This window comes from Kitasatospora sp. NPDC058243 (genome assembly GCF_042882025.1).
In the GTDB taxonomy this organism is placed as follows: domain Bacteria; phylum Actinomycetota; class Actinomycetes; order Streptomycetales; family Streptomycetaceae; genus Kitasatospora.
The window spans coordinates 82,733-106,630 of sequence record NZ_JBHVWW010000021.1 but is presented as its reverse complement, the minus strand read 5'-3'; the positions used below and the strand labels follow the sequence as shown (position 1 = coordinate 106,630).

17 protein-coding genes are annotated in these 23,898 nt (G+C 72.0%); 12 read left to right on the top strand and 5 right to left on the bottom strand.

The features are described from left to right. Positions 1 to 191: 191 nt before the first annotated feature. The gene (locus ACFVX9_RS16750) at positions 192 to 1,412 is read left to right on the top strand and encodes a hypothetical protein (RefSeq protein ID WP_387982228.1); all 1,221 of its coding nucleotides are present in this window, start codon (positions 192 to 194) and stop codon (positions 1,410 to 1,412) included. Between the two features lie 442 nt (positions 1,413 to 1,854). Here ACFVX9_RS16750 and ACFVX9_RS16745 read toward each other — a convergent pair whose 3' ends face one another. Then, positions 1,855 to 3,174 carry an ALF repeat-containing protein gene (locus tag ACFVX9_RS16745; protein ID WP_387982226.1) on the bottom strand — a complete coding sequence of 440 codons (1,320 nt, stop codon included), beginning with the start codon at positions 3,172 to 3,174 and terminating at the stop codon, positions 1,855 to 1,857. A 525-nt stretch (positions 3,175 to 3,699) separates the two neighbouring features. Between ACFVX9_RS16745 and tgmA the strand changes: the two genes are divergently transcribed. The 3 genes from tgmA to tgmC are packed head-to-tail and all read left to right on the top strand — an operon-like array spanning position 3,700 to position 6,094. Further along, the gene (gene tgmA, locus ACFVX9_RS16740; protein ID WP_363373772.1) at positions 3,700 to 3,987 is read left to right on the top strand and encodes a putative ATP-grasp-modified RiPP; all 288 of its coding nucleotides are present in this window, start codon (positions 3,700 to 3,702) and stop codon (positions 3,985 to 3,987) included. Beyond that, complete coding sequence (gene tgmB, locus ACFVX9_RS16735) at positions 3,987 to 4,958, top strand: ATP-grasp ribosomal peptide maturase (RefSeq protein WP_387982224.1); 972 nt, start codon at positions 3,987 to 3,989, stop codon at positions 4,956 to 4,958. Before tgmA ends, tgmB begins: the two co-directional genes overlap by 1 nt. Then, a complete protein-coding gene (gene tgmC / locus ACFVX9_RS16730; protein WP_387982222.1) occupies positions 4,955 to 6,094 on the top strand; it encodes an ATP-grasp peptide maturase system methyltransferase in 1,140 nt (379 codons plus the stop codon). The genes tgmB and tgmC overlap by 4 nt, the downstream gene beginning before the upstream one ends. Before the next feature lie 356 nt (positions 6,095 to 6,450). Here the strand turns inward: tgmC and ACFVX9_RS16725 are convergent, their stop codons facing one another. After that, positions 6,451 to 8,121: a phospholipase gene (locus ACFVX9_RS16725; protein WP_380486397.1), complete on the bottom strand. Its 1,671-nt coding sequence runs from the start codon at positions 8,119 to 8,121 to the stop codon at positions 6,451 to 6,453. A 530-nt stretch (positions 8,122 to 8,651) separates the two neighbouring features. On the opposite strand from ACFVX9_RS16725, the gene ACFVX9_RS16720 reads away from it, so the two are divergent. From ACFVX9_RS16720 to ACFVX9_RS16685, 8 genes are all read left to right on the top strand, one after another. After that, positions 8,652 to 9,896, top strand: coding sequence for a hypothetical protein (locus ACFVX9_RS16720; RefSeq protein WP_387982220.1), 1,245 nt, complete (start codon positions 8,652 to 8,654; stop codon positions 9,894 to 9,896). Positions 9,897 to 10,432: 536 nt separating this feature from the next. Next, on the top strand, positions 10,433 to 11,353 hold the full coding sequence (locus ACFVX9_RS16715) for a DUF6528 family protein (protein ID WP_387982218.1): 921 nt from the start codon (positions 10,433 to 10,435) through the stop codon (positions 11,351 to 11,353). A 108-nt stretch (positions 11,354 to 11,461) separates the two neighbouring features. After that, the gene (locus ACFVX9_RS16710) at positions 11,462 to 12,997 is read left to right on the top strand and encodes an MFS transporter (protein ID WP_387982248.1); all 1,536 of its coding nucleotides are present in this window, start codon (positions 11,462 to 11,464) and stop codon (positions 12,995 to 12,997) included. 254 nt (positions 12,998 to 13,251) lie between these two features. Further along, entirely contained in the window at positions 13,252 to 14,235 is a 984-nt protein-coding gene (locus ACFVX9_RS16705; protein WP_387982217.1) for an ABC transporter permease, read from the top strand. Between the two features lies 1 nt (position 14,236). After that, entirely contained in the window at positions 14,237 to 15,271 is a 1,035-nt protein-coding gene (locus ACFVX9_RS16700; protein WP_380486407.1) for an ABC transporter permease, read from the top strand. After that, positions 15,268 to 17,442 (top strand): dipeptide ABC transporter ATP-binding protein, encoded by a 2,175-nt coding sequence (locus ACFVX9_RS16695; protein ID WP_387982215.1) that lies wholly within the window; start codon positions 15,268 to 15,270, stop codon positions 17,440 to 17,442. The genes ACFVX9_RS16700 and ACFVX9_RS16695 overlap by 4 nt, the downstream gene beginning before the upstream one ends. A gap of 52 nt (positions 17,443 to 17,494) precedes the next feature. Then, positions 17,495 to 19,219, top strand: coding sequence for an ABC transporter family substrate-binding protein (locus tag ACFVX9_RS16690; RefSeq protein ID WP_387982213.1), 1,725 nt, complete (start codon positions 17,495 to 17,497; stop codon positions 19,217 to 19,219). 184 nt (positions 19,220 to 19,403) lie between these two features. Next, complete coding sequence (locus ACFVX9_RS16685; RefSeq protein WP_063352633.1) at positions 19,404 to 19,607, top strand: cold-shock protein; 204 nt, start codon at positions 19,404 to 19,406, stop codon at positions 19,605 to 19,607. Between the two features lie 127 nt (positions 19,608 to 19,734). Here ACFVX9_RS16685 and ACFVX9_RS16680 read toward each other — a convergent pair whose 3' ends face one another. From ACFVX9_RS16680 to ACFVX9_RS16670, 3 genes are read right to left on the bottom strand one after another with little or no spacing between them, the layout of a single operon-like run. Next, the gene (locus tag ACFVX9_RS16680; RefSeq protein ID WP_387982211.1) at positions 19,735 to 21,147 is read right to left on the bottom strand and encodes a serine/threonine-protein kinase; all 1,413 of its coding nucleotides are present in this window, start codon (positions 21,145 to 21,147) and stop codon (positions 19,735 to 19,737) included. Then, positions 21,140 to 23,080: a tetratricopeptide repeat protein gene (locus ACFVX9_RS16675; RefSeq protein ID WP_387982209.1), complete on the bottom strand. Its 1,941-nt coding sequence runs from the start codon at positions 23,078 to 23,080 to the stop codon at positions 21,140 to 21,142. Before ACFVX9_RS16675 ends, ACFVX9_RS16680 begins: the two co-directional genes overlap by 8 nt. 38 nt (positions 23,081 to 23,118) lie before the next feature. Then, on the bottom strand, positions 23,119 to 23,472 hold the full coding sequence (locus ACFVX9_RS16670) for a hypothetical protein (protein WP_387982208.1): 354 nt from the start codon (positions 23,470 to 23,472) through the stop codon (positions 23,119 to 23,121). Positions 23,473 to 23,898 lie beyond the last annotated feature (426 nt).

Sequence of the window (23,898 nt, the reverse complement as noted above, 5' to 3'; positions counted from 1 at the left end):
ATGCGTCCCAGGAAGATCGCGGCACTCGGCTCGGCAGTCCGCGCACGGAACCGCCGACCCCTTCCGTTCGGCCGCAGCCGCAGCCGTAGCCGTCTCCCACCACGTCGGCGCCTCGCGGCCCGGCGGGCGGCGGGCTGCTCCGGACGGGACCCAGGCAGTAACCTCAGCCGGTGCGGCGCGTTGGGGGAGGCGTGCCACAGCCTGCATCCACCCCCAGCTCCAGCAACGCCACCGCCGTTCCGGCCGGCAAACCCCAGGCGCTGCCCTTCCTCCTGACACCCCAGCAAGGCGCGGCGGCGCGCACGCTGCTGAGCTACGTGGCCGCCCTGCCACTGCCGGATCCCGGCCAGCAGCTCCTGGCCGTCGTGGTGGCGATCCGAGCCGCACGCGGCGGCACCGGCAACCTCACCGGTACTGACCTGTCCGCCCTGCGGCTGGGTGATCCCCGCGAAGCGGTCGACGCCCTCCGCGGCCTGGGCTGGTTGATGGACGACACGATTTTCAACAGTGACCCGGTCGCACCTGCGACGCCGGTCACCGTGCCGGATCTGGCCCGCGAGGCCGACCACCCCCTGCCGTTCGGAAAAGCCGTGCGCTCGCGCGTATCCGGGTGGACCACACGGGCCTTGTCGGCCAAGCCGGTCCGCAAACTCCCGCCGGCCGCCCGGCTGGCGGCCCTGTTCGCCGCCGCACACAGCACCTCCACGCTCCTCGGACAAATCCCGCCCGACCTTCCCGAAGCCTGCCGGGCCGCTCTGCCGGACCTTCTGGCCAAGGGCTTCCTCGCCGAACTCGCCGACGGGCGCTACCGCCTGGATCCCCAGGTGGGCCACCTCGCGGGCATGCGTCCGCCCACCGCCCAGGAGAAGGCTGCAGACCCCGAAGCCGGCACCCGCACCGGCACGACCGTGACTCCGGGATTCGACTTCGACGCCGCCGCGTGGACGCAGTGGAAGGACGCGGCCACACCCGCCCTGCGGCGGCACGCGGAGAGCGTCGAGTACTGCGCCCTGTGCGCGCTGGGCCCGGAACGGGTCGCGATGGCCTTCACGCTGCCCCCGCCCCGACCGCCTCAGCACCCTTCCTTGGACGCCAGGAGCCAGACCGCGTACAAGCGGTGGAAGGACGCGCACCCGGACCGCGGGCCGCAGGCCGCGCAGTTCACGGTGGCCTTCCGTGTCGAGCACGGACACGGTCCGTCGTTCAGGCAGTTGTGCAAGGGGCTGGGCTCGCGCCCCGACCTGCGCGAGGTGAACCTCTTCATCGTGCACCGTCTCGTGGCGAACGGATGGCTCACCAGCACCGACCAGGTGCCATGGACCCTCCGTCCGGGCCCGACCGCCCAAGACCAGGGCATCACCCTTCCCCAACGCCGCAGCCCCGAGACGACCGTCCCCGCAGCCCACCCCTGACCGTCCCCACCGACGGCCGCGGCCGAGCACAGACGAAGTGCCGCGAAGGCTCGCCTCGATGGCGAAGGCCTCGGCTGCCGCCGGAACGCAAGTCACCGCAGGACTCCGGGAGTCGGCAATGCAGGCAGGCAGGCCGGCCGGCCGGCGTACCCACACCGGCCGGGCGATGGCCAGCCGGCAGGGACCGTCGCGTTCACGAGCGTCCCGAGGCGCGCACTGGGCACCCCAGCCTGCCCAAGCCGCCAACTCCCCGGCAACCAAAGGCATCACGGCGCCCCCGGTACCGCCGCTGCTCCGCCTCACGGACACGCCGCGCCTCAACGCCGGCGGCCCGGTCGGGGCGACCAGCCGACGTCGGCCCGGCTGTGGGCGTGGGCGTGGCTGTGGGGGAAACGCTCCGTCGGCCGGTGTGAGGTGCGGGCCGGCCGGCGGAGGAGGGCGATCAGGTCTGCGAGCGGCGGCGCGAGGCGACGACCGCGCCGGCGCCCAGCACGACGGCCGCGCCGGCGGCGGCGCCGAGCTGCCCGAGCGGGGCGGTCGTGCCGGTGGCGGCCAGCGAGCCACCGGCGGTGCTCCGGCCGTCCGTGGTGGTGGCGGTCGTCGTGCCGGTGGTCGTCGTCCCGGTGGTGGCCGAGACGGGCGCGACAGCGGCGTCGGGGGTCACGGCGGTGACCGCCTGGGTGGTGCCGGAGCCGCCCCGCGAGGTCTCCGTAGTGGTCTCGGCAGTGGTCTTCGCGGCGGCCTGGTCCTTGGCCCGGGCGGTGAACTGGCCCTCCTTCAGGAAGGCCCGGACGTCCGCGATGCCGCCGTCGAGCGCGGCGAGGCCGGCCTTGCGGACCTCGGGCCCCCCGGCCTCGATGAGCTGCGTGACGTGGATCCGGTCGTCGCCCGCCCGCAGCGGCTCCAACTGCTCCTTCAGGAAGTGCTCGACGTCCGCCGCGCTGCCGGCGAGCGCCTTCTCGGCCGCCTCCCGGACGTGGCGGCCGGTGCCCGCGTCGGCGAGGACGTCCTGCACCTTGGCGCGGTTCTCGTCCTCCGCCCGGGCGACGTACTGGCCGGTCTTCAGGAAGGCGCGGACGTCCTCGATGGTGCCGGACATCGCGGCGTTGGCGGCCTTCTTCACCGCCGGGCCGCCGCGGGACATGATCTGGCTGAGCAGGACCCGGTCGTCGTGCTCGGCGGCCGTCTTCAGCCCCGTGTTGAGGAAGCGCTCGACATCCGCGGCGGTTCCCGCCAGTGCCTGCTGGGCGCCCTCGCGCACACCCGGTCCGCTGTTCGGGTCGTCGAGGAGCTGCTGCACCTTGGCGCGGTTCTCGTCCTCGGCCCGGGCCGTGTACTGGCCGACGTTCAGGTAGGCGCGGAACACGTCGAGGTCGTTCGAGCCGAACGCGGTGTTGGCGGCCTTCTTGACGGCCGGGCCGGCGGCGTTCATGGTCCACAGGATCGCGATCCGCGCGTCGTCCCGGCGGATCCTGTCCGCCTCCACCGCGAGGAAGCGCGCCCGGTCCGCGGGGGTGCCGGCGAGGGCCTGGCCCGCGTGCTCGCGCAGGTAGTCGCTCGGAGCCGTGAGCAGGTAGTCGTTCGGGTAGACGAGCATCCTCTCGATCGCTGCCCGGTTCTCCTCGTCCGCCTTGGTCTCGGCCGGGTCGGTCTGCCCCTGCCCCGCCGGGACGGTGTCGGCGAACGCCGGGGCGGCGCCCAGGGCGACGGGTGCGGCGGCTGCGGCAAGGAGGACGGCAGCGAGCGAATGACGGATCTTCAACGGTCCCTCGGGATCTGAAACACGGATGGGCCCGCCGCGGCTTCACGACGGTCGGCCGAGTGATCGTATAGCAACGACACCCCCCGCTGGCGAACACATTTCCGTCACGTCCCACACCCCGGCTCCATCGCGCACCGCCTGGTCACACCAGCCGGGAGAGCTACCCGGCGCCCCCGTCCCCGGCTCAGCCCTCGTACGCGCGGGCGGCAGCGTCGAGGCGGGCGGTCAGCGCCCGGGCGACGGTGCCCAGGGCGTGATGCAGCCACAGGTGCTCGGTACTGGTCACCGCCGCCCGGGTGCCCAGCAGGTCGGCGCGGGACGCGATGCGTCATCGCACCGGTTCTCGCCGGGAGTCCTCGACCGGCGCCCGTCCGCTGCGAGCAACACGGCCAGGCCCACGCGAGTTGGCCGGAACCCCTGGCGAACGGCATGCGCGCTACGGTAAGCATTCTCTCAACTACGTACTGTGGGAACCTGCTTGTGCTGACGGCCGTACGGCCGCGGCCCTGAAGGAGGTACACCGGGATGACCCGATCGCCCGAACCGCCGTGGGGCACCACCCGTATGAGGCCCTACCCCGACACCGAGCCCGTTCCCGGTCTGATCGCCGTGATCGATCCGGAGACCCAGGTCGCCGTCTACTTCGACGGTGAAGGCCGGCAGGTCACGATGGGTGCGCACGGCACCAGCACCGACACCAGCAGCCCGACCAGCACCGGTCAGGGCGGCGGCGACGGGAACAGTGGGGGCCAGGCCGCGCCCACCGACATGGACAGCATCACCAGCAACGATCAGGACCAGGGCACCGGCTGATGACCGGAGATCGGCCACGGACCGTGCTGGTCCTGACCAACCCCTACGACGCCACGGCGGACGTGGTGCTCCGCATCCTGGCCGAGCGGGGCGTGCCGGTCGTCCGCACGGATCCCGGTGCCGATCTCCAGCAGGGCGCCGCGCTGACCACCCGCTACGAAAAGGACGGACAGCGCGGCACCCTGACCACCGCCACCCGGGTCCTCGACCTCGGCCGCGTCCGATCCGTCTGGTACAGCCGCCCCTCTACGTACGAGGCCCCGGCCGGGATGGAGGGGCAGGACGCGGCGTTCTGCCGGGCTCAAGCCCACTGGGGGGTCGGCGGCATTCTGGCCGCGCTTCCCGGCGCCCACTACGTGAACCACCCCTGGCGGGTCCGCGAGGCCGAACACAAGCCCGTCCAGCTCCATGCCGCGCTCACCAGCGGCTTCACCGTCCCGGCCACGGTCATCACGACGGACCCGGACCAGGCCCGCGCGTTCTGCCGGGCCCAGGTCGGCGGCGCCGTCTACAAGCCGCTGTGGAACAGCCCGTACCGGGGAGAGGACGGCCGCGCCGCGCAGGCGTGGGTGTCCGAGGTGAGGCCGCAGGAGATCACCGAGGCGGTCGCGGCCTGCCCCCACCTGTTCCAGGCCAAGGTGGACAAGGCGTACGACGTGCGCCTCACCGCCGTCGGGACACGGCTGTTCGCGGTCCGGATCGACAGCCCCGACCTCGACTGGCGCCGCCGGCAGAACCTCCTGACCTACACCCAGGTCGCGGTGCCCGACGATGTCGCCGCTGCCGTGGCCCGCTACCTCGGCGCCTTCGGCCTGGTCTTCGGCGCCTTCGACTTCGCCGTCGACACCGCCGGGTGCTGGAACTTCTTCGAGTGCAACCCGAACGGTCAGTGGGCGTGGTTCCCGCCGCCGATGACCGACCTGATCGCCGAGGCCCTGGCCGACCGACTCCAGAGAGGCACCAACCCGTGAGCACCCCCGCCGAACTGCGCGCCGCCCTCGTCGACCGGCTCACCGCCGACGGCGCCCTCACCGATCCGGCCTGGCGCGCGGCCGCGGCCGCCGTGCCGCGCGAGACCTTCGTCCCCGAGTACTTCCTGCCCGTGCCCGCCAGCGCGCCCACGGCCTACGCTCCAGTCCTGTGCGACAACCCCGGCCGCCTGGAGGGGGTCTACCGCGACCAGACGCTGGTCACCCAGCTCGACGGCCATCTGAGCCCCTCCGACGTCCAGGGGCCGGTGGCCGGCGCCCCCTCGTCCTCCTCCACCCTCCCCTCCCTCGTGCTGGGGATGTGGCAGCAGCTCGACGTCGAGGCCGGCCACCGTGTGCTGGAGATCGGCACCGGCACCGGCTACTCCACCGCCCTCGGTGCCCACCGCCTCGGGGAACAGAACGTCGTGAGCGTCGAAGTCGACCCGGAAGTCGGGGCGCGGGCGGCGGAGGCGGTCAAAGCCGCGGGCTACTCTCCCACCCTCGTCATCGGCGACGGCCTCGCCGGGTACGCCGACGGCGGACCGTACGACCGGCTGATCGCGACCTGCTCGGTCCGCCACCTCCCCCTCCCGTGGCTCCACCAGGTCAGGCCCGGCGGAAGGATCCTCGCCACCTTCACCGGGTGGAGCTTCGCCTTCGGCCTCGCACTCCTCACCGTCACCGGGCCCGGCTGCGCGAGCGGCCGCTTCCTGCCCGGCTACGTCAACTTCATGGTCGCCCGGCCGCACGACCGGCCCCCGCGCCAGCCCGTCACCCTGCTCTCCGGCGACGCACGGCCCAGCGAGATCGACCCGGCGATCCTGGGTGACTGGACCGGCAAGTGGGTCGCCCAACTCGCCGCCCCCTCCGCCGAGATCATCGGCGCCGGAGACCAGCAGATCCTCGTGGACTTCGCCACCGGCTCCCACGCCCGCACCACGCCGAACCTCGATGGCGGCTGGACCGTCACCCAGCGCGGGCCCCTGCGCCTGTGGGACCAGGCCGAGGCCGCCATCCAGGCCTGGCAGCAACACGGCGCCCCCCACCAGGAGGGTTTCGGCATCACGGTCGACGGCGACGGCCAGCGCGTGTGGATCGGCACCGAAGAAGGCCCCACCTGGAACCTGCCCATCTGACCGGCGGCCGGGGCCGAGCCCCGCCGAGGCTTCGGCTGCTCACGGCACCTCGGCGCGCGAGTCCGGGTACCGTCCCAGGACGACAGGACGAGCAGCACCCACCCACCGCAGGACCTCGTGGACACGGCCGCCGAGGACGCGGTCGCCACCGCCCACCCCCGGCGGCCGGCCGATCGCCTAGCTGGAGCAGCGAGGCCCCGAGGCGATGGGGGAAGGCGCCTGCCTGCAAGAACGGCCGCCCGGTGCCGAGAATGGACACCGGGCACCCCGCTACGACGTCGGCAGGGCCGTCCAGTGCCCCGAGGCCCGCGAGTCCATGGGCGGGCCCGGAAGGTCCTGGCGGATGGAGAACGAGCTCAGTTCGGGCAGATGCCGCGGGTGTAGTCGACCGTGGCGTCGGCCTGCGAGTAGCGCCACTCGGGTGCCAGCAGGTTCGCGTCGAGCTGGGCGGCCGCGTCCGGGTTCTCCACCAGGTAGCCGAAGTCCTGCAGCCAGGCGGGGTAGAGGTTCTTCGATCCGACGAAGAACGCCGAGCCGTCGACCGCGACGACCTTGTGGTGCAGTGCGAACGGGTGGCCGTCGGCCCAGGTCGCGGTCGGCGCCGCGCGGAAGGAGGCGAGCTGGAGGTTCCGGCACATGGTGGCCTTCGCGCCGGACGCGTCGCCGGTCCGGGCCGCCAGCCGGGCCTGGAGCGCGTCGCTGATCTCCGCGAGGGATTTGATCTGCGAGTAGCCGCCGCTGCCGACCGTGCCGCGGTTGGCCGGGTCGCTCACCACGATGCGCACCTTCACGTTGGCGGCGAGCTTGGTGGCGAGCAGGTCGTAGAGGCGCAGGTCGTAGCGCGGCAGCGGCGGGCAGGTGCCGTTCAGGTCCTGCTGGGAGATCTCGATGTGGCTGGTGGCGCCGGCCACCAGGGCCCGGAGCGCGCTTTCTTCGGGGTTGACCGTCTCGTAGTCGCGGTCGCCGTTGGTGTTGTCGTGCAGGGCGACCAGGCCGCACTTGGCGTCGGCGGCGGCCGGCAGGTCCGGCTGGTAGGTGGAGGCCGGGTCCACGTTCCGGATGCCGACGCCCAGGCCGCCGATCGCGATCACCGGCAGGTTGCCGGTGGCCGGCACCGGGCCGGGGTTGGCGTCCTTCTCCAGGTTCGGCAGGCAGGGCGCGCCGTTGCTGGAGGCGAACCAGGCACTCGACAGCACTCCGGTGTTCTTGCAGGTCCAGCCCCACAGGGTGTCGAGGTAGGAGCCGGCCGAGGCGGCGGCGGGGCCGGTCAACGCGAGGTCGACGTCGGACACCGGGTGGGTGGTGTCGATGTAGTCGTCCTTCCAGTTGTTGATGCCGCCGGTGATCACGCTGCGGCCGTCCACCACCAGCAGCTTGGAGTGGTTCCAGGACAGGGCGGTCTTCGAGGTGGTCATCGAGGCGACGTTGAGCGTGACGCCGGCGGCGGCCGGGCCGAGCCGGGCCAGCAGGTCGTCTCGGTAACTGGTCGGCAGCGCGGTGATGTTGTAGAGCGGGGCGGCTCCCACCAGGACCCGTACGGTCAGCTTGTTGCCCGCCGCCACCGAGGCCTTGAGGCCCGCGACGATCGCGTCCTGGAACGCGCCGTTGGGGAACGGCGCGAGGGTGGAGATGTCGACGGTGCGGGTCGCGCCGGCGATGTTCGCCGTCATCTTGGCCAGCAGCTTCTCGCTGCCGGTCCGGTCGGTGCAGTTCGGGTCGCCCCAGCAGTTCGGGGTCTGCAGCAGCCAGCCGGCCGGGTCACCGGCGGGGGCGTCCAGGCTGTTGCCGCCGGTGCGCTGCCAGACCGTTCCCTCCAGGCCGGGTGAGACCTGACGCAGCGTCTGCTCGACGGCGTCCAGGTGCGGGGTGTCGGTGGCCGCGGGCGCCGCCGGGGCGGGTATCTGCGTGTCGGCGGAGGCGGAGGCGGGGGCGGCGGGCAGTGCTGCCAGCGCCGTGCCGAGGGTGAGAGCGGCGGTGAGCGTGGTGCGGGCGGCGCGGCCGAGGCGGCGGGACGGGTGACGGAGCACGGGTAATCCTTCAAGAAGTGGCAATGTTCACCTGAAAGGCCCCTTAAAAATACCTGATAGTAACTTGAGGATGCGTCAGGGGCCTGTCGGGATCCGCCCGCTGGGACTGACGGCCCGGCTGTGACCGGGCTCGGCTGATGGGCCGGGCGTGACGGACCTGCGGGCGCGTGGGCACCAGGCGCCTCCTCCTGCGCCGAGGACGTTCGTCGTCGGCAGGTGTCCGGAGACGGGGAGAAATTTCTTTCCGATCGCCTGCAACCCCTGGCCGGGCTCCACGTCTATGACAGTGAGAAGCGGGGCCGTGGTCGCCCCCCGGCCGCACACAAACCTGCTGCGGCCCGCTCGCCATCAGTCATTCAGTCATTCAGTCATTCAGCCATCAGTCATCAGCGCGCTGCTGCGGCCTGCCCGCAGAACGGTTTCAGGGGAGAACTGTGTCCACCATCGTTCATGTTCGTCGTACCCGTCGTACCCGTCGTGCCATCGTCGTCGCCGCTGCCCTCGGCGTAGCCGCAGTCTGCGGATCGGTCGTGGCCGCCGCCCCGGTGGCCTTCGCGGGGGAGCCGTCGCACACCTCGCTCTCCGTCCAGGCCCCGGCCTCGGTCGGGTTCGCCGGTGGGCCGGTCGAGTTCACCGAGGACATCACCAACTCGGGCCAGGAGAGCACCGGTTACCACCTGGAGCTGCGGACCGTCACCGACGTCGGAACGCCGCCGGACGCGATCGTCATCGACTTCAGGGACCCGGCCGGCGGTACGTGGAAGTCGGTGCCGCTGGGGATGACCTACACCTCCGGAAGTGTCGTGTACGACGGGACGGTGCCTGGGCTCACCGTCCCGGCGGGGCGGACCCTCAGGGTCGACCTGCGGATCGGCGCGCCGATGGGCCTGCCCCACGACGGCGCCACCAACGGCGGCTTCCGGTCCATCGCCCTGCATTCCGCCGTCGTCGTCGACCCCCACGAGGCGGCGCAGGCCGAGGTGACCAGCACGATCAAGGTCACCTCGATCACGAGCTCGCTCGACCACGTGCCCACCACCGCCGTCGCGGGCGGCGCGCCGGTCGAGTTCGACGCCACCCTCGACAACCCCACGCCGTCCGACTACACCAACCTCGGTAACGTCCTGTTCGTGGACCGGTCCGCGACCGTGCAGGTGCGTACGGCGGACGGGGCCTGGCGGACGCTGGACAAGGTGGCCGGAATCGCGCCCGACGACCCCTACGGCGTGTACCTCCAGGGCCGTGACTCCGGCCTCCGGTCGGGTGGCAAGGTCGTCGCCCGGGTGCGGGTGTCGTATGACGCGAAGACTCCGGCGGGCACCACCACGCTCGGCTCGTGCGTGTTCGTCAACGAGGGCCTGCCGTTCCGGGGAACCACGAAGTGCGCTGCCCACTCGACGATTCAGGTCCTGCCCGCCGCCACGAAGGCGCCCGGGCCGAGCCCGTCCTCCTCCTCGGCCCCGTCCTCTTCCTCGGCCCCATCGGCCTCCTCCGCCCCGTCGGCCCCGGTGTCCTCGGCCCCGGCCGGCGCCGCCGTGCCGGTCTCCGCGTCCTCCCCGAGCGCCCCGGCTCCGGCGGACCCGTCCACCACCTCCACCGCGCCGTCCACCCCGCAGGCCCACGTCGCCGACGCCGCGCAGCCGGCCGCGCCGTCATCCGTCCAGCTCGCCTCCACCGGGGCCGACCACACCGCGGGCCTCGCCGTCGGCGGCCTTGCCCTGACGGCCGCCGGAGCCGGCGCCCTCTGGCTGCGCCGGGTGCTGCGTCGGGCCTGAGCGCGCACGGGGAAGCCGAACGCGAAGGAGCCCGCCACCCTCCCCAGGTGGCGGGCTCCAGCCGTGGGCGGCACGTCGGGCGCGCGGTGTCAGCGCCGGCGCGCGGATGCGGGTGCTGACCACGGGTACGGGAGCTCGCCGAGTGGGGCGTGCGGCTGATTCGCCCGGCCCGCAGGGGCGAGCCCTCCCACAGCCCCGTGCGGACGAGTTCACCCGGACGCTGCGACGAGGATGGCGCCGGGCCGGGGCGCCGGGACGCAGAGTAGATAGTCCGATAATCATGGCGCGAAGGGGACGTGGCAGTGTGCGCAAGAGCCGGAGCGGGCCTCAGACTGGGATCCGTCCTGGGCGGCCTGGTGCTGACGGCGTGTTCGACCCCCGCCCCGCGTGCCGTGGACGGCAGCGGCGGAGAACCTCGTGGCAGTGCGGTGGTCATCGCGGCTGATCGGGCGGCCGGGCCGACAGTCGTGCCGGGTGGTGCGCCGGGTGATGCGGTCGATCCGGGGTCCGGGCAGGCCGGCGTTCGGGGCAGTGCGTTGATCGTCGCGGTCGATCAGGCGTCCCGGCAGGTTCTCGTCCTGGACGGCGAGACGGCGCGGGAGGCCGGACCCGAGGCCGGACCCGAGGCCGACCGGTTGCCGGTGGTGTGGTCGTGGACCGCTGACGGCGACGATCGGCTGGCCGACCTGGAGCCGGCCCGCAGCTGGGCCAGGCCCACCGAGGCCAGGGACGTGGTGCTCGACGGTGAAGGATCCCTCCTGGTCACCGCCTCGGGCGGCTTGGCAGCCCTGGTCGACACGGCGACCGGCACGCCGATCTGGGCCACGGACCTCGGCACTTCCGTCAACCCCCACAGCGCGGAGCTCCTACCGGACGGCAACGTCGCCGTGGTCGCCAGCACCGCCGGATGGGTGCGGCTGTACGCGGCCTCGGAGGGGCCTCGCAGCACCACCTATACCGAGCAGGAACTCGACGGGGCCCACGCCGTGCAGTGGGACGAGGGCGCGGAGCTGCTCTGGGTGCTCGGGGACGACACCCTGCTGGCCCTTCGGGTCGGTGGCACGCCCGACATCCCGTCCCTCACCCCCGAACGCAGCATCCCCCTTCCGGAAGTCGGGGGACACGACCTCGCACCTGTGCGCTCCGCGCCGGGGACGTTCTGGCTCAGCACCGGCGACCGCCTGTGGCGCTACGACTCACACCTCGACCGCTTCGAAGCCGTCGGGCTGGGCGCGGAGGACTCAGCCCGCGGGATCAAGAGCGTGGGCAGTGAGCCCGCTACCGGTCGCCTGCTCACCATCACGCCCGATCACGCGGGTCCCTGCTCCTGGTGCACCTCCGCCGTCACCTTCCACCACCCCGACGGGACGCTCGCCCTGACCGGAACCGAGCTGTACAAGGCCCGCTGGTGGACCACACCGCTGCCAGGCCTGGGCCCGACGAACCGACCCCGGTAGCGCGGTCCTCCGGCAGCCGCCATCCACGCCGAGCTGCACCACCGCGACGCCGGTCCCGGCAAACCGACCGGCCTCGACGGCCGCCCCGCCATGATGGTGCCGTTGAAGGTGAGGCGGTCGAGGACGGCCGCGCACTTCTGCGACCACCACGTACTGGAGATGCTGATGCCTGCCCCCGGGCCGACGACCAACGCCCCGCCGGTGAACGGGATACCGCCCGGGCGTCCGTTCTCGTGGCGATTCGTCACCCCGTTGTTCGTCGGTTCGGCGCTCAACCCGATCAACAGCTCGCTGATCGCCACGGCCCTCGTACCGATCGCCCACGGACTCGGCGTGTCGATCGGGCGGACCGCCGCCCTGGTCACGGCCCTGTACCTGGCCAGCGCGATCGCCCAGCCCACCGCAGGCAAGGCCGCCGAGGTGTTCGGCCCACGACGGGTGTTCCTGGCCGGAATCGGACTCGTCATCGTCGGAGGACTCATGGGCGGCGCCGCCCACAGCCTTCCGACCCTCCTGATCAGTCGAGTACTGCTCGGGTTGGGTACCTCGTGCGCCTATCCGACGGCCATGCTGCTGATCCGCCGCCGCGCCGAGGACGCCGGTCTGGACAAGCCGCCGGGCGGAGTGCTGGGCGGCCTGCAGATCGCCGGCATCGCGACCGCCTCCCTCGGGCTGCCCCTGGGCGGTGTCCTGGTGGCCGTGCTGGGCTGGCGTTCCGTGTTCTTCATCAACGTTCCGGTCGCACTCGTCGCGCTGGTCACGACATTGGCCTGGGTCCCACCCGACAGCCGACCCGACAGCCCACCTGACAGCCCACCTGACAGCCCACCTGACAGCCGACCCGACAGCCCACCGGACCGCAGCCGACGCGCCCGTGACGTCGCGGCCGGCCTGGATGTCATCGGCATCGCCGGGTTCGCCGCCGCGATGATCGCGCTGCTGCTGTTCCTGTTCGCCCTGCCCGACGCCCGCTGGTACTTGCTGGCGATCTCCGCCGTGCTGTGGATCGCCCTGGTGCTGTGGGAGCTGCGGGCCAGGACCCCGTTCCTCGACCTGCGCCTGCTCGCCGGAAACCGGGCCCTGACCAGTACTTATCTTCGCTACGGCCTGGTCCTGTTCTGCGCGTACGTCGTGCTCTACGGCGTCACCCAGTGGGCCCAGAGCGTCCGGGGCCTGTCCGAGACCGAAGCCGGACTGCTCCTGTTGCCCATGACGCTCGTGTCCGGTCCGGTGATCTCGCTCGTCTCCCGGCGCAACCGGGTGCGCGGACCGGTCGTAGCAGCGGCCCTGGCCTGCCTCATCGGCTCCGCCGGCGTACTGCTGCTCAGCGCCTCGGGCTGGATCGGATGGGTCGTGGTGGTCACTCTCGTCTTCGGCGTCGCCATGGGCACGTCCGGCGCGGGCAACCAGATCGCCCTCTACGACCACGCCCCCGCCGAACAACTCGGCACCGCCTCCGGCCTGCTGCGCACCTTCGGCTACCTCGGCTCGATCGCCGCTTCCGCAACCACCGGCATCGTCTTCCGCATCCGCGTCTCCGACCCCGGCATGCACCTCATCGCCTGGATCATGGTCGGCGTCGGCGTCGTCCTGGTCCTGACGACCCTCGCCGACCGCACCCTGCGTACCAGGCCCGCCCCCTGACACGCCTCCGCGAGGGCACCCCCCCTGCGAATGTGAACGGGGGAGCGGGTTCAACGCCTCTTTGCTGCGGGGGTGTTTCGTTCCCATGTCCATATGCCCAGATCACTGGCGTCGCGCACCAGTCGTGCACAGACTCACATCTGCACGATCGTGCACTCGACTCTCACCCCAGGAAGTTCTACGGGCATGCGTACCCCCCCCAGACCCGGCGTTCCCCAGGCGCACCCGCCGCACCTGGTGGGGAGGTGCCGTCCGTGCTCCGGTACGTGACACGCAGGGCGGCGGGCTGGTTCCTGGTGATCGCCATGGCCACCAACGCCACGTACTTCCTCGCCAGTTGGTTCCTCGACCCGCGCTCGAACTTCAAGGAACTGCGCCCGGTCCGCACCGAGGAGCAGATATCCCGGGCCCTGGCCCCCTACAACCTCGACCCGCACGAGCCGCTGCTCCACCGCTGGTGGGACTGGCTGACCAGCGTGGTCCTGCACTTCGACTGGGGCCGCTCCCCGGTCGGGGTCCAGGTGAACGGGGAGATCGGCTACCGCTCCCTCGTCAGCGCCGAACTGGTGATCGGCGCGACGGTCCTGTCGGTCGTCGTCGGCGTCGCCCTCGCGGTCCACACCGCCTCGCACCAGTACGGCTGGAGGGACCGGGCCGCCCAGGCCCTCTCCATGGCGCTGTTCAACGTCCCGGTGTCCATCGCCGCCCTCGCCCTGGTGCTGCTGGCCATCCAGCTGAACGAGCACGCCGGTTGGCACTTCCTGTACGTCGCGGGGGAGAACTCGCCCGGCGTGGAAGGATTTTGGGCGACGGCCGGTGACCGGCTGCTGCACCTGATCCTGCCGACGCTGACGCTCACCCTGACGGGGTACGTGGGCTACCACCTCACCCAGCGCTCCCTGCTGCTGGACGTCATCGGCTCCGACTTCGTGCGCACCGCCCGGGCCGCCGGGCTCACCCGGGCCCAGGCGATCCGCCGGCACGCCCTGCGCACCGCCCTGATCCCCACCGCACAGTCCGTGGCCTTCAGCATCCCGGCCGTCTTCACCGGCGCGGTCCTCACAGAGACGATCTTCGGCTGGAACGGCATGGGCCAGTACTTCATCCAGACCATCAGCAAGAACGACGTGCACGGCACCGTGGCGACCGCCGCCTTCGCCGCCGCCCTGACCGCGATCGGCGCGATCCTCGCGGACATCGCCACCGTTCTCCTCGACCCGAGAGTGCGGGTGAGCTGAGATGGGCACCCCTGTGAGTCCCGACGCGACCTCCGAAGACGTACTCGCCACCGCACCCGCGCGAGCCACCGATCCGCCGCCCACCGGGCACGACGGGCCCACCGGGCACGCTGAGCATGACGTGCGCGACGTGCGCGACGTGCGCGACGTGCAAGACGGGCACGACGGGCACTACCTGGGCCGGCGCCGTCTCTACCTGCGGCGCTTCCTGCGCAACCGGATCGCCGTCGCCGGCGTGGTGATCTTCCTGCTGCTCGTGCTGTTCAGCGCGCTCGGCGACCTGTTCACCCCGTACGGCTACGCGGACGCCGACTTCTCGGCACTGACCCAGGCCCCCGGCGCCGAGCACTGGTTCGGCACCAACCAGGGCGGCAACGACGTCTACGCCGCCGCCGTGCACGGCCTCCAGCGCTCGCTGGTGATCGCGGTGAGCGTGTCCGTGCTGACCGTCGCCATCGCCGCGGTCGTGGGCGCGGGCGCGGCCTACTTCGGGGGCCGGGTGGAGAAGGCCACCCTCGCCGTCGTCCACTTCCTGCTGATCGTGCCCTCCTTCCTCATCCTCGCCCTGGTCTCGCACCGGCTGGCGGGCGACTGGCGGGTCCTCATCCTCGTGCTGACGGTGTTCGGCTGGATGTCCACCGCGCGCGTGGTCTGGTCGGTGTCGACGTCCCTGCGCGAGCGCGACTACGTGCGCGCCGCGGAGTTCATGGGCGTGCGCCCCCTGCGCATCGTGGTGCGCCACATCATCCCGAACCTGGGCTCCCTGCTCATCGTCAACCTCACCCTGGGCGTGGTCTCCACCGTGCTCAGCGAGACCGCGCTGTCCTTCCTGGGCTTCGGCGTGCAGACCCCGGACGTGTCGCTGGGCACGATGCTCGCCGACGGTGCGGGCACCATCACCAGCGCCCCCTGGCTCTTCGCCTTCCCCGCCGGGCTGACCGTCCTGCTCACCGTCTCGATGACCTTCGTCGGCGACGGCCTGCGCGACGCCCTCGACCCCACGTCCACCACCGCCGCGGCAGGAGGCCGACGATGACCCTCGCACCCGCCCGCCGCACCGGGCCCGTGGCCGGCTCCCCGGCCGGGCCCACCGAGCCCGCACCCGTCCTGTCCGTACGCGACCTGAGCGTCTCCTTCCCCTCCGAGGCCGGACCGGTGGAGGCCGTGCGCGGCATCGGCTTCGATCTGCTGCCCGGGCGCACCCTGGGCATCGTCGGCGAGTCCGGCTCGGGCAAGTCCGCCACCGCCCTCGCCGTCATGGGCCTGCTGCCGCCCACCGCGCGCCTCGGCGGCCGGATCCTGCTGGGCGGCCGCGACCTGGCGGCGATGGACGACAAGGGCCTCTCCCGGGTGCGCGGCAAGGACATCGGCATGGTCTTCCAGGACCCGATGTCCGCGCTCACGCCCATCTTCAGCGTCGGCCGGCTGCTCTCCCAGGCCCTGCGCGTGCACCGGGAACTGTCGAAGAAGGACGCGTGGGAGCAGGCGGTGGAACTGCTCGACCTGGTCGGCATCCCCGACCCGCGCGAACGCGCCAAGTCGTTCCCGCACGAGTTCTCCGGCGGCATGCGCCAACGTGTCGTCATCGCCCTGGCCATCGCCAACAAGCCCTCGGTCCTCGTCGCCGACGAGCCCACCACGGCGCTCGACGTCACCGTTCAGGCGCAGATCCTCGACGTGCTGCGCCTGGCCCAGCGCGAGACCGGCGCCGGCCTCGTCCTGATCACCCACGACCTGGGCGTGGTGGCGGGCCACGCCGACGACGTCGCCGTCATGTACGCCGGACGGATCGTCGAGCACGCGAGCGTCGACGAGCTCTTCCGCCGTCCCACGATGCCCTATACCGCCCGGCTGCTGGCCAGCGTCCCCACCGTGGACAGCGGCGTCGAACGGCCCCTGATCCCGGTCGGCGGCGAGCCGCCCTCCCTGGTCGGCCTGCCCGGCGGCTGCCCTTTCGCGCCCCGCTGCGCGGTGGCCCTGGACGTGTGCCGGACCACCGAACCGGCCCTGACCATACCGGCCCTGACCGCACCGGCCCTGACCGAACCGGCCCTGACCGTACCGGGCGGGCAGCACGGACACGTCGGACACATCGGACCCGTCGGACACGTCGCCTGCCACCGTGCGGGGGAGATCGCCGACGGAACCCTCGACCCGGCCGGGCGCGCCGCTGCCGTGCCGCCGGCCCGCGCCGGAGAGCGGACCGCGGGCGAGGTGGTCCTGCGCGTGGAGGACCTGGTCAAGACCTTCCCCGTCACCAAGGGGGCCCTCCTCAAGCGCCGGGTGGGAACCCTGCACGCGGTCAACCACGTCAGCTTCGAACTGCGCGCGGGCGAGACCCTGGGCCTGGTGGGGGAGTCCGGCAGCGGCAAGACCACCACGCTGCGCGAGGTGCTGCGGCTGCGCGCCCCCGAGGGCGGCCGCATCGAAGTGGCCGGCACCGACGTCGCCACGCTGCGGTCGGCGGCCCAGGTGCGCGAGCTGCGGCGCGACGTCCAGATCGTCCTCCAGGACCCGACGGACGCCCTGGACCCCCGCCTGACCGTCTTCGACCTGCTGGCCGAACCGCTCCAGGCCGCCGGTGCCGACCGGACGGCCATCCGGTCCCGGGTCACCCGTCTCCTGGACCTGGTGGGCCTGGACCGCGCCCTGGGCGACCGCTTCCCCGCCGCCCTGTCCGGAGGCCAGCGCCAGCGCGTCGGCATCGCCCGGGCCCTGGCCCGCGAGCCGAAGATCCTGGCCCTGGACGAGCCGCTGTCCGCGCTGGACGTCTCCGTGCAGGCCGAGATCATCAACCTGCTCGCCCGGCTGAAGCGCGAACTGGGCCTGGCGTACCTGCTGGTGGCCCACGACCTGGCCGTGGTGCGCTACGTCTCCGACCGCATCGCGGTGATGTACCTCGGACACATCGTCGAGTCCGGTGCCACCGAGGAGATCTTCGCCCGGCCCCGGCACCCGTACACCCAGGCCCTGCTGTCGGCGATCCCGGTGCCCGACCCGGAGCGCGAGCGCCACCGCGAGCGCATCGTCCTCGCGGGCGAGCAGCCCAGTGCCACCCGGCTGCCGGAGGGCTGTGTGTTCGTCGACCGCTGCCCGCTGTACCGGGAGGCCGACGAGAGCGTACGGACCCGCTGCCGCACCGAGCGGCCGGCGACCGTCGGCGCCCCGGACGGCTCCGACCACCAGTACGCCTGCCACGCGGTCTGACACCCGCCCTGCCCCGCCCCCCCTTCTCACCGATTCCCACCAAGGACATCCCATGCGCCGGAAGCTCGCCCTGCCCCTCGCGCTCGCCGCGGCCGTCGCGGTCGCCGCCACCGCGTGCTCCTCCTCGTCCTCCTCCGGCGGACCCTCCGGCGGATCCTCCGGGCCGAACGCCACGAACGCCACGAACGCCACGAACGCCACGAACGCCGCCAAGGCCGCGTCCTCGGTCACCGACTACAACCCCCAGCCGTACGAGAACATCAAGGACGGCGGCACCTACACCACCGCGGGCACCTTCGACGAGCAGGGCAACCCCTTCAACGTCAACGGCACCCTGAACGCCTCGCGGATCTGGGCCTGGTACAACGCCCGCGCCATCACCTACTCGCCAACCGGCGAGGTCCAGTACAACCCGGACTACTACAGCGACGTGAAGGTCTCCGTCGAGGGCGGCGACCAGAAGGTCGTCATCACCCTCAACCCCAAGGCCGTCTTCAACGACGGCACCCCCATCGACTGGCGGGCCATCGAGGCCACCTGGAAGGCCGACAACGGCTCGGACAAGGACTACGCGGCCTCCTCCACCGACGGCTACGACCGCATCACCTCCGTCACCCGGGGCGCCGACGACAAACAGGCGGTCATCGCCTTCAAGGGCGTCAACGCCTCCTGGTCCGCGCTGTTCACCACCTTCCTGCACCCCCAGGCCGCCACCGTCGACAACTTCAACAAGGCGTACGTCAAGACGGCCCACCCCGAATGGGGCACCGGACCGTACACCGTGGGCACCTGGGACGACCACTCCGGCAACATCACCTTCGTGCGCAACCCCAACTGGTGGGGCCGGCCGGGCAAGCTCGACAAGCGCGTCTACGTCAACCTGGAGAGCGCCGCCTCGATCAACGCCTTCAAGAACGGCGAACTCGACTACGCCCCCGTCGGGACCGCGGAGAACCTCAAGCAGGTGAAGACCGTCAAGGACGCCGAGATCCGCAGCGGCGGCAGCCCCTTCGAGTACGCGCTGTACCTCAACGCCAAGTCCCCGTTCCTCGGCGACGTCCAGGTCCGCAAGGCGGTGCAGGAGAGCATCGACCGTCCGCAGATAACGAAGATCCGGTTCCAGGGCCTCGACTACACGGAGCCGCTGCCCGGCTCGGCGGTGCTCTACAGCTTCCAGCAGGGCTACCAGGACAACGTCGCCGCTGTCCTGAAGTACGACCCGCAGGAGGCACGGAAGACCCTGGACGCGGCCGGCTGGAAGCCCGGAGCCGACGGCATCCGCGCCAAGGACGGCAAGCAACTCGAACTCGGCTACACCCTGCTCGGCGACGACCCCATCGAGAAGGCCACCGCCGGAGCGTTCACCGCGATGCTCAAGGCCGTCGGCGTGAAGGTGAACGTCAACAAGGTCTCCGAGAACGACTTCTCCAAGGTGCTCAGCGACCGCCGCTTCGACCTGTTCATCTCCGGCAACCGCTCGACGGACCCCTTCGGCGCGCGTTACCTGTGCGACTTCTACTGCTCGGACCGCGACTCCAACATCACCGGAACCGGCACTCCCGAGCTGGACAAGGAGATCCGCGCCACCGGCGAGATCGCCGACCTCGGCCAGCAGATCGCGGCCGTCAACAAGGTCGAGCAGAAGGCCCTCCAGCAGTACGCCTTCCTGCCGCTCTACAGCGGCCCCTCCACCTACGGCATCAGGAAGGGCCTCGCCAACGTCGGCGCCACCATCTTCTACAGCCCGCTGCCCGAGACCATCGGCTGGCAGAAGTAGCACCACTGCCCCGGCGATCTCGCGGGCCGAGCGGCTGCATGATCCTTGCTGTCGTGGGTATCGTTTGAGTCAGCAGTCGTGGATCCGAAGTACCGCAGCATCGGCAGTCGGAGGACCAGGGCGATCACCTCAACCCCAGGGGTACGCACCAGCGCGTATCCCGTCCCCGACCAGGGAGCAGCACATGGCCACCGGCATCGTGAAGTGGTTCAACGCCGAGAAGGGCTTCGGTTTCATCGAGCAGGACGGCGGCGGCCCGGACGTCTTCGCCCACTACTCCAACATCGACTCGCAGGGCTTCCGTGAGCTCCAGGAGGGCCAGAAGGTGACCTTCGACGTCACCCAGGGCCAGAAGGGCCCCCAGGCCGAGCACATCCGCCCTGCCTGACGTTCGCAGCGCGACGCCCCGTACCGCTCTGGTACGGGGCGTTCGTCATGCTCAGACCTGGTCGTGCCGGTTCATGGGCTGTCGGCATGGACGTCGACCGGGATGTCGAGCGGGACGGGACGGGCGGTCATCCTCGGGCGCGCCAGGCAGACAGGCGGCGGAACCAGCGGCGGCGCAGGCCGGTGCGGGGAGGCGGCGGAAGTTCGGCCTCCATGGGGGAGGCGAAGGTGCGCAGCAGGACCTCGGGGGCTGAGCCTGGTCCACCCGGGGGCTCCGCGGGCGGCGGTGGCAGCAATGCGGGCAGGTAGGCAGAGGGGGGAATCGGTGGGGGGTTCGGCGGGGGGTTCGGTGGGGGGGCCGGCAACGCGGGCGGCTGCTCGGGTCGCGGTGCGGGCTGCGGTGCGGGCTGCGGGTACCCGTGTGTGCCGAGGCGCACGGTCGTCGTGTCCCGAGGTGGCAGGGGCAGGACCGCCCCGGTCGGCATGCCGACTGGTCGGAGTCGTACGGTCGGCCCTCCTGGAGCGGGTCGCAGGATCGTCTCGGCCGTGGCGGGATTCGGCGGCGGTTCCAGGGCCCGGTCCGGTGAGTGCTGGTACGGGCGGTCGAGGTCGAGGACGAGCTGTGCGCGCCGCAGCGTGGCGCGGGAGATGGCGTCGGGTAGCCAGTCTCCGTGGGCGAGCTGCCGCTGCGCGGTGGTGATTCGGCGGTCGGAGAGCGATCTGAGCAGGCCCTCGGCTGTTGGCCGGTGGGCGGGGTCCTTGCTCAGGCAGGTACGGACCCAGCCGTCGAGGTCCGCGGGCAGCGAGGACAGCCGGGGCTCGCCGTGGAGCACGTTGTAGATCACGTTGACGAGGTTGTCCCCGTCGAAGGGCGACGATCCGGTCGCTGCGAAGGCCATCACGATTCCGAGGGCGAAGACGTCGGTCTCGGGCCGCACGGGCCGTCCCGTGACCTGTTCCGGGGCCAGGTAGCCCGGGGTTCCGATGATCACTCCGGTCGATGTCTGCCTGGTCGAGTCGGCCATGATCGAGACCCCGAAGTCGATGAGTCGCGGGCCCTGCGCGGTGAGCAGGACGTTCGACGGTTTGAGATCCCGGTGCACCACGCCGGCCTCGTGCACGGAGTGCAGGGCCCTGAGGAGTCCGTACCACAGCGCGTACAGCGAGTCGGCCGGGAACGGGCCGAAGGCGTTGACGCTCTGCTGGAGGGAGAGCCCGGGGATGAAGGCCGTGGCCATCCAGACGCCGTTCTCGTCGGCCTCCGCGTCCAGGAGCGGCGCCGTGAAGTCTTCGGGGATCCGTGACACCACGGCGATCTCGCGCCGGAAGCGTTCTTGCGCCTCCGGCTCGCTCAGCAGTTCCGGGCGCAGGACTTTGACGGCCGCGGCCCGGCCCGTGGCCGAGCGCGCGAGGTACACGATCCCCATGCCGCCCGCACCGAGGCGGCCCAGCAGCCGGTAGGCACCCAGCTCCCGGCGGTCCCTGGAGGAGAGCGGCGCCAGCCCGTCGGGCATGCCGGTCCGGTCGTCGGGTTCAGCCATCGCTCCACTTCCCGAAACCGCGTCGGTCGGTGCTCCGGTGTCCGCGACCGAAGAGGATCTCCGACCTGAGCCGCCGGTCCGCCCGGCGGCGCCAGCGGGCCAGCAGGGCCTCGTTCGCACGGACCTCGGGGTGGTCGGGGCCGAGCGTCCGGCGCAGGTCCGGCAGCACCTCGTGGAAGATGCGGAGCGCGGTGCGGACGTCTCCGTCCGCACCGGTCCAGTGGGCGAGCCGGGCGCGGTTCACCAGGGCCACCTCGTCCTGCTCTCCCAGGATCCAGTCCAGGTCGTCGAGCAGCTGCCGGAAGAGGGCGATCGCCGTGCGCGGGTCGCCGGCCTCGCCGGTCCAGTGCGCGTGCTGGCTGCGTGCGAGGAGCGTCTCGCGGGCGTCCCGCCCGGCGACCCGGCTCAGGTCCGGCACCACCGCCGCGAACAGCCCGCGGGCGCCCTTGGGCGAACCCGACAGGCCGGTCCACTGGCCGAGCCGGGCCCGGCCGATCAGTGTGTGCAGGTCGTCGGCGCCGAGCAGCCAGTAGAGGTCGGGGACGAGGGAGTCGAGCAGGCGGACGGCCTGCCGGGTCCGGCCGGTCCGTCCCGTCCACTGGGCTTGGTTGATCCGCCCGACCAGCGTGTCGCGATCCTCCGCTCCGAAGACCCGGTGCAGGTCCGTCACCAGGAGGTCGGTGAGCCGAGCGGCGGAGCCGGTGTCGCCGCAGACCCCTATCCAATGGGCCAGTCGGCCCCGGCCCAGTAGTGTCTCGCGGTCGTCCGGGCCGAGGGCGCGGACCAGATCGGTGACCACCTCGCCGGTGAGGCGCGCCGCCTCCACCGGCTGCCCGGCCTCCCCGGTCCAGTGGGCGAGCTGGGCACGGCCGACGAGCGTCACCCGGTTGTCGACGCCGAGCACCCGGGTCAACGCGCCCACCGCCGCCGTGGACAGGTCCAGCGCCTCGCGGACCTGGCCGGCGGCGCCCAGCCACTGGGCGTACTCGATTCGCCCGGCCAGGGTGTCCGGATCGTCGGAGCCCAGGATCTGCGTCATCTCGTCGAGGACGTTGCCCAGCTCCGAGGCGGCGGACCGCGCGTGGCCGCCCTGGCCGAGTCGCCGCCCGGCCTGCACGAGGGATTGGAAGCGCTGCCTTTCGGTGACCGGCCCTTGGCCTTCCGTGACCGGTCCGCGGCGGCTGTCGGCGGCTTCGCCCGGGCCCACCCGAGTGGGGCGTCTGGTCCGCGGGCGGCTGAGGATCAGATTGGCGGCGGTGTCGGTGCCGCACTGCTCCGGTTCCGGCCACCCCCGCGAGCGCAGCGCGAGTCTCAGGTGGGGAAAGAGCGCGCCCAGCGACACTCCCTCGGGACCGGCGTCGTCGACCCCGTTGCGCAGCGCGCGCAGCAACTCGCCGGTGAAGGCGGTGTGCCGTTTGCCCTCCTCGAAGCGGGAGGGCGAGTTGGGCGGCGACGAGACCAGCGTGTACGCGCCGGCGATCTCCAACTGTTCGGCCACCGGCGGGGTGCCCCCGGACAGCCCGCCCGCGACCGCGCGGCCGGAGAAGCAGCAGTCGAGGATGAGTACCCGCACGCGTGCCGGACTGGCCTGGAAGGCTTCCCGGATGACATCGAGCGGGCAGGCCGTCAGGGACGGCATGCTCTGGTCGGTCTCGGTGAGTGAGAGGTAGAGCTCCCCCTTCTTGGACCCGATCAGGCCGTGGCCGGAGTAGTAGACCAGGAGCACGTCCTCGGCGGCTGCCGCCGCGTTCAGCAGCGGCAGCCCGAGGTCCCTCGGCTGTCGCGGGTCCAGCACGGTGATGCTGCGCTCGGGTGCGAACGCGCCCGGTTGTCCTTCGATCAGGACATCTCGGAAGTCCAGCACGTTGTTCGTGATCGACGGTACGTCCGCAGGCCCGCCCTGGTGCGAGTAGTGCGCGGTGCCGATCAGCACGGCCCACGAGCGAGAGGCGTCGGGAAGCCGGAACACGGTCAGTCCGAAACGTCGTCGGTCCGCCGACCGGAGTGCAGGGCAGCCTTGAGCACCGACTCCACATCGGCACGCGCGACGTGCTCGGCCGTCACCTCGGTGCGGGTACCGTCCGGCTTCACGGTCTTGATCTTGATGCTGCTGGTGCGGGGCTGGCTCAGGTACACCTTGAGCGAGGCGGCGAGAGTGGTGAGCGTGCCGCCCGCCCCCAACGCCACGACGAGGGTGTCGGACCAGGACCCGAGCTCGCCCGGACCGGGCGTCGCCGCCGCGACGCGAACCCGGCCGCGGAACGCCGGCTCGTCGGCCAGCCAGTCGCGCAGGTCGAGGACAGCATCGGGGCCTCCTGCTTCCACCGCAAACCAGGATTCCACCACAGCGATTCCCCCTAGGATCGAACCGACGCGAGTGCTCCGCATCCTTATAGGACGGCAGCAGGGCGCGCCCTGTTCCCCTTGCGACCAAAACGTTATGACTGACCGCCAGAAGATCGCCATGGGATCGGCGCAGCAGGCGACGGCGGCGGGCATCGAGCTTGGGCAGCAGGCGGGCGGGAAGGCCTCCCAGCCCGCGTACGACATCACCCGTCGAAACCGTCCACACCTGCTACGTGCTGGCGGGTAGCACACCAGTGCTCGTGCACAACGGCAGTTGCCCCATCGGATTCACGGGGCTGGGCGGAGGCAGGTTCCAGCCGCCGGCCGGCCTCCGAGTGTTCCGTCGTCCTGCACCGCATGGCCGACCTCGCGATCACGCGCGCCGCCGCAGCCCGGGGCCGGCCA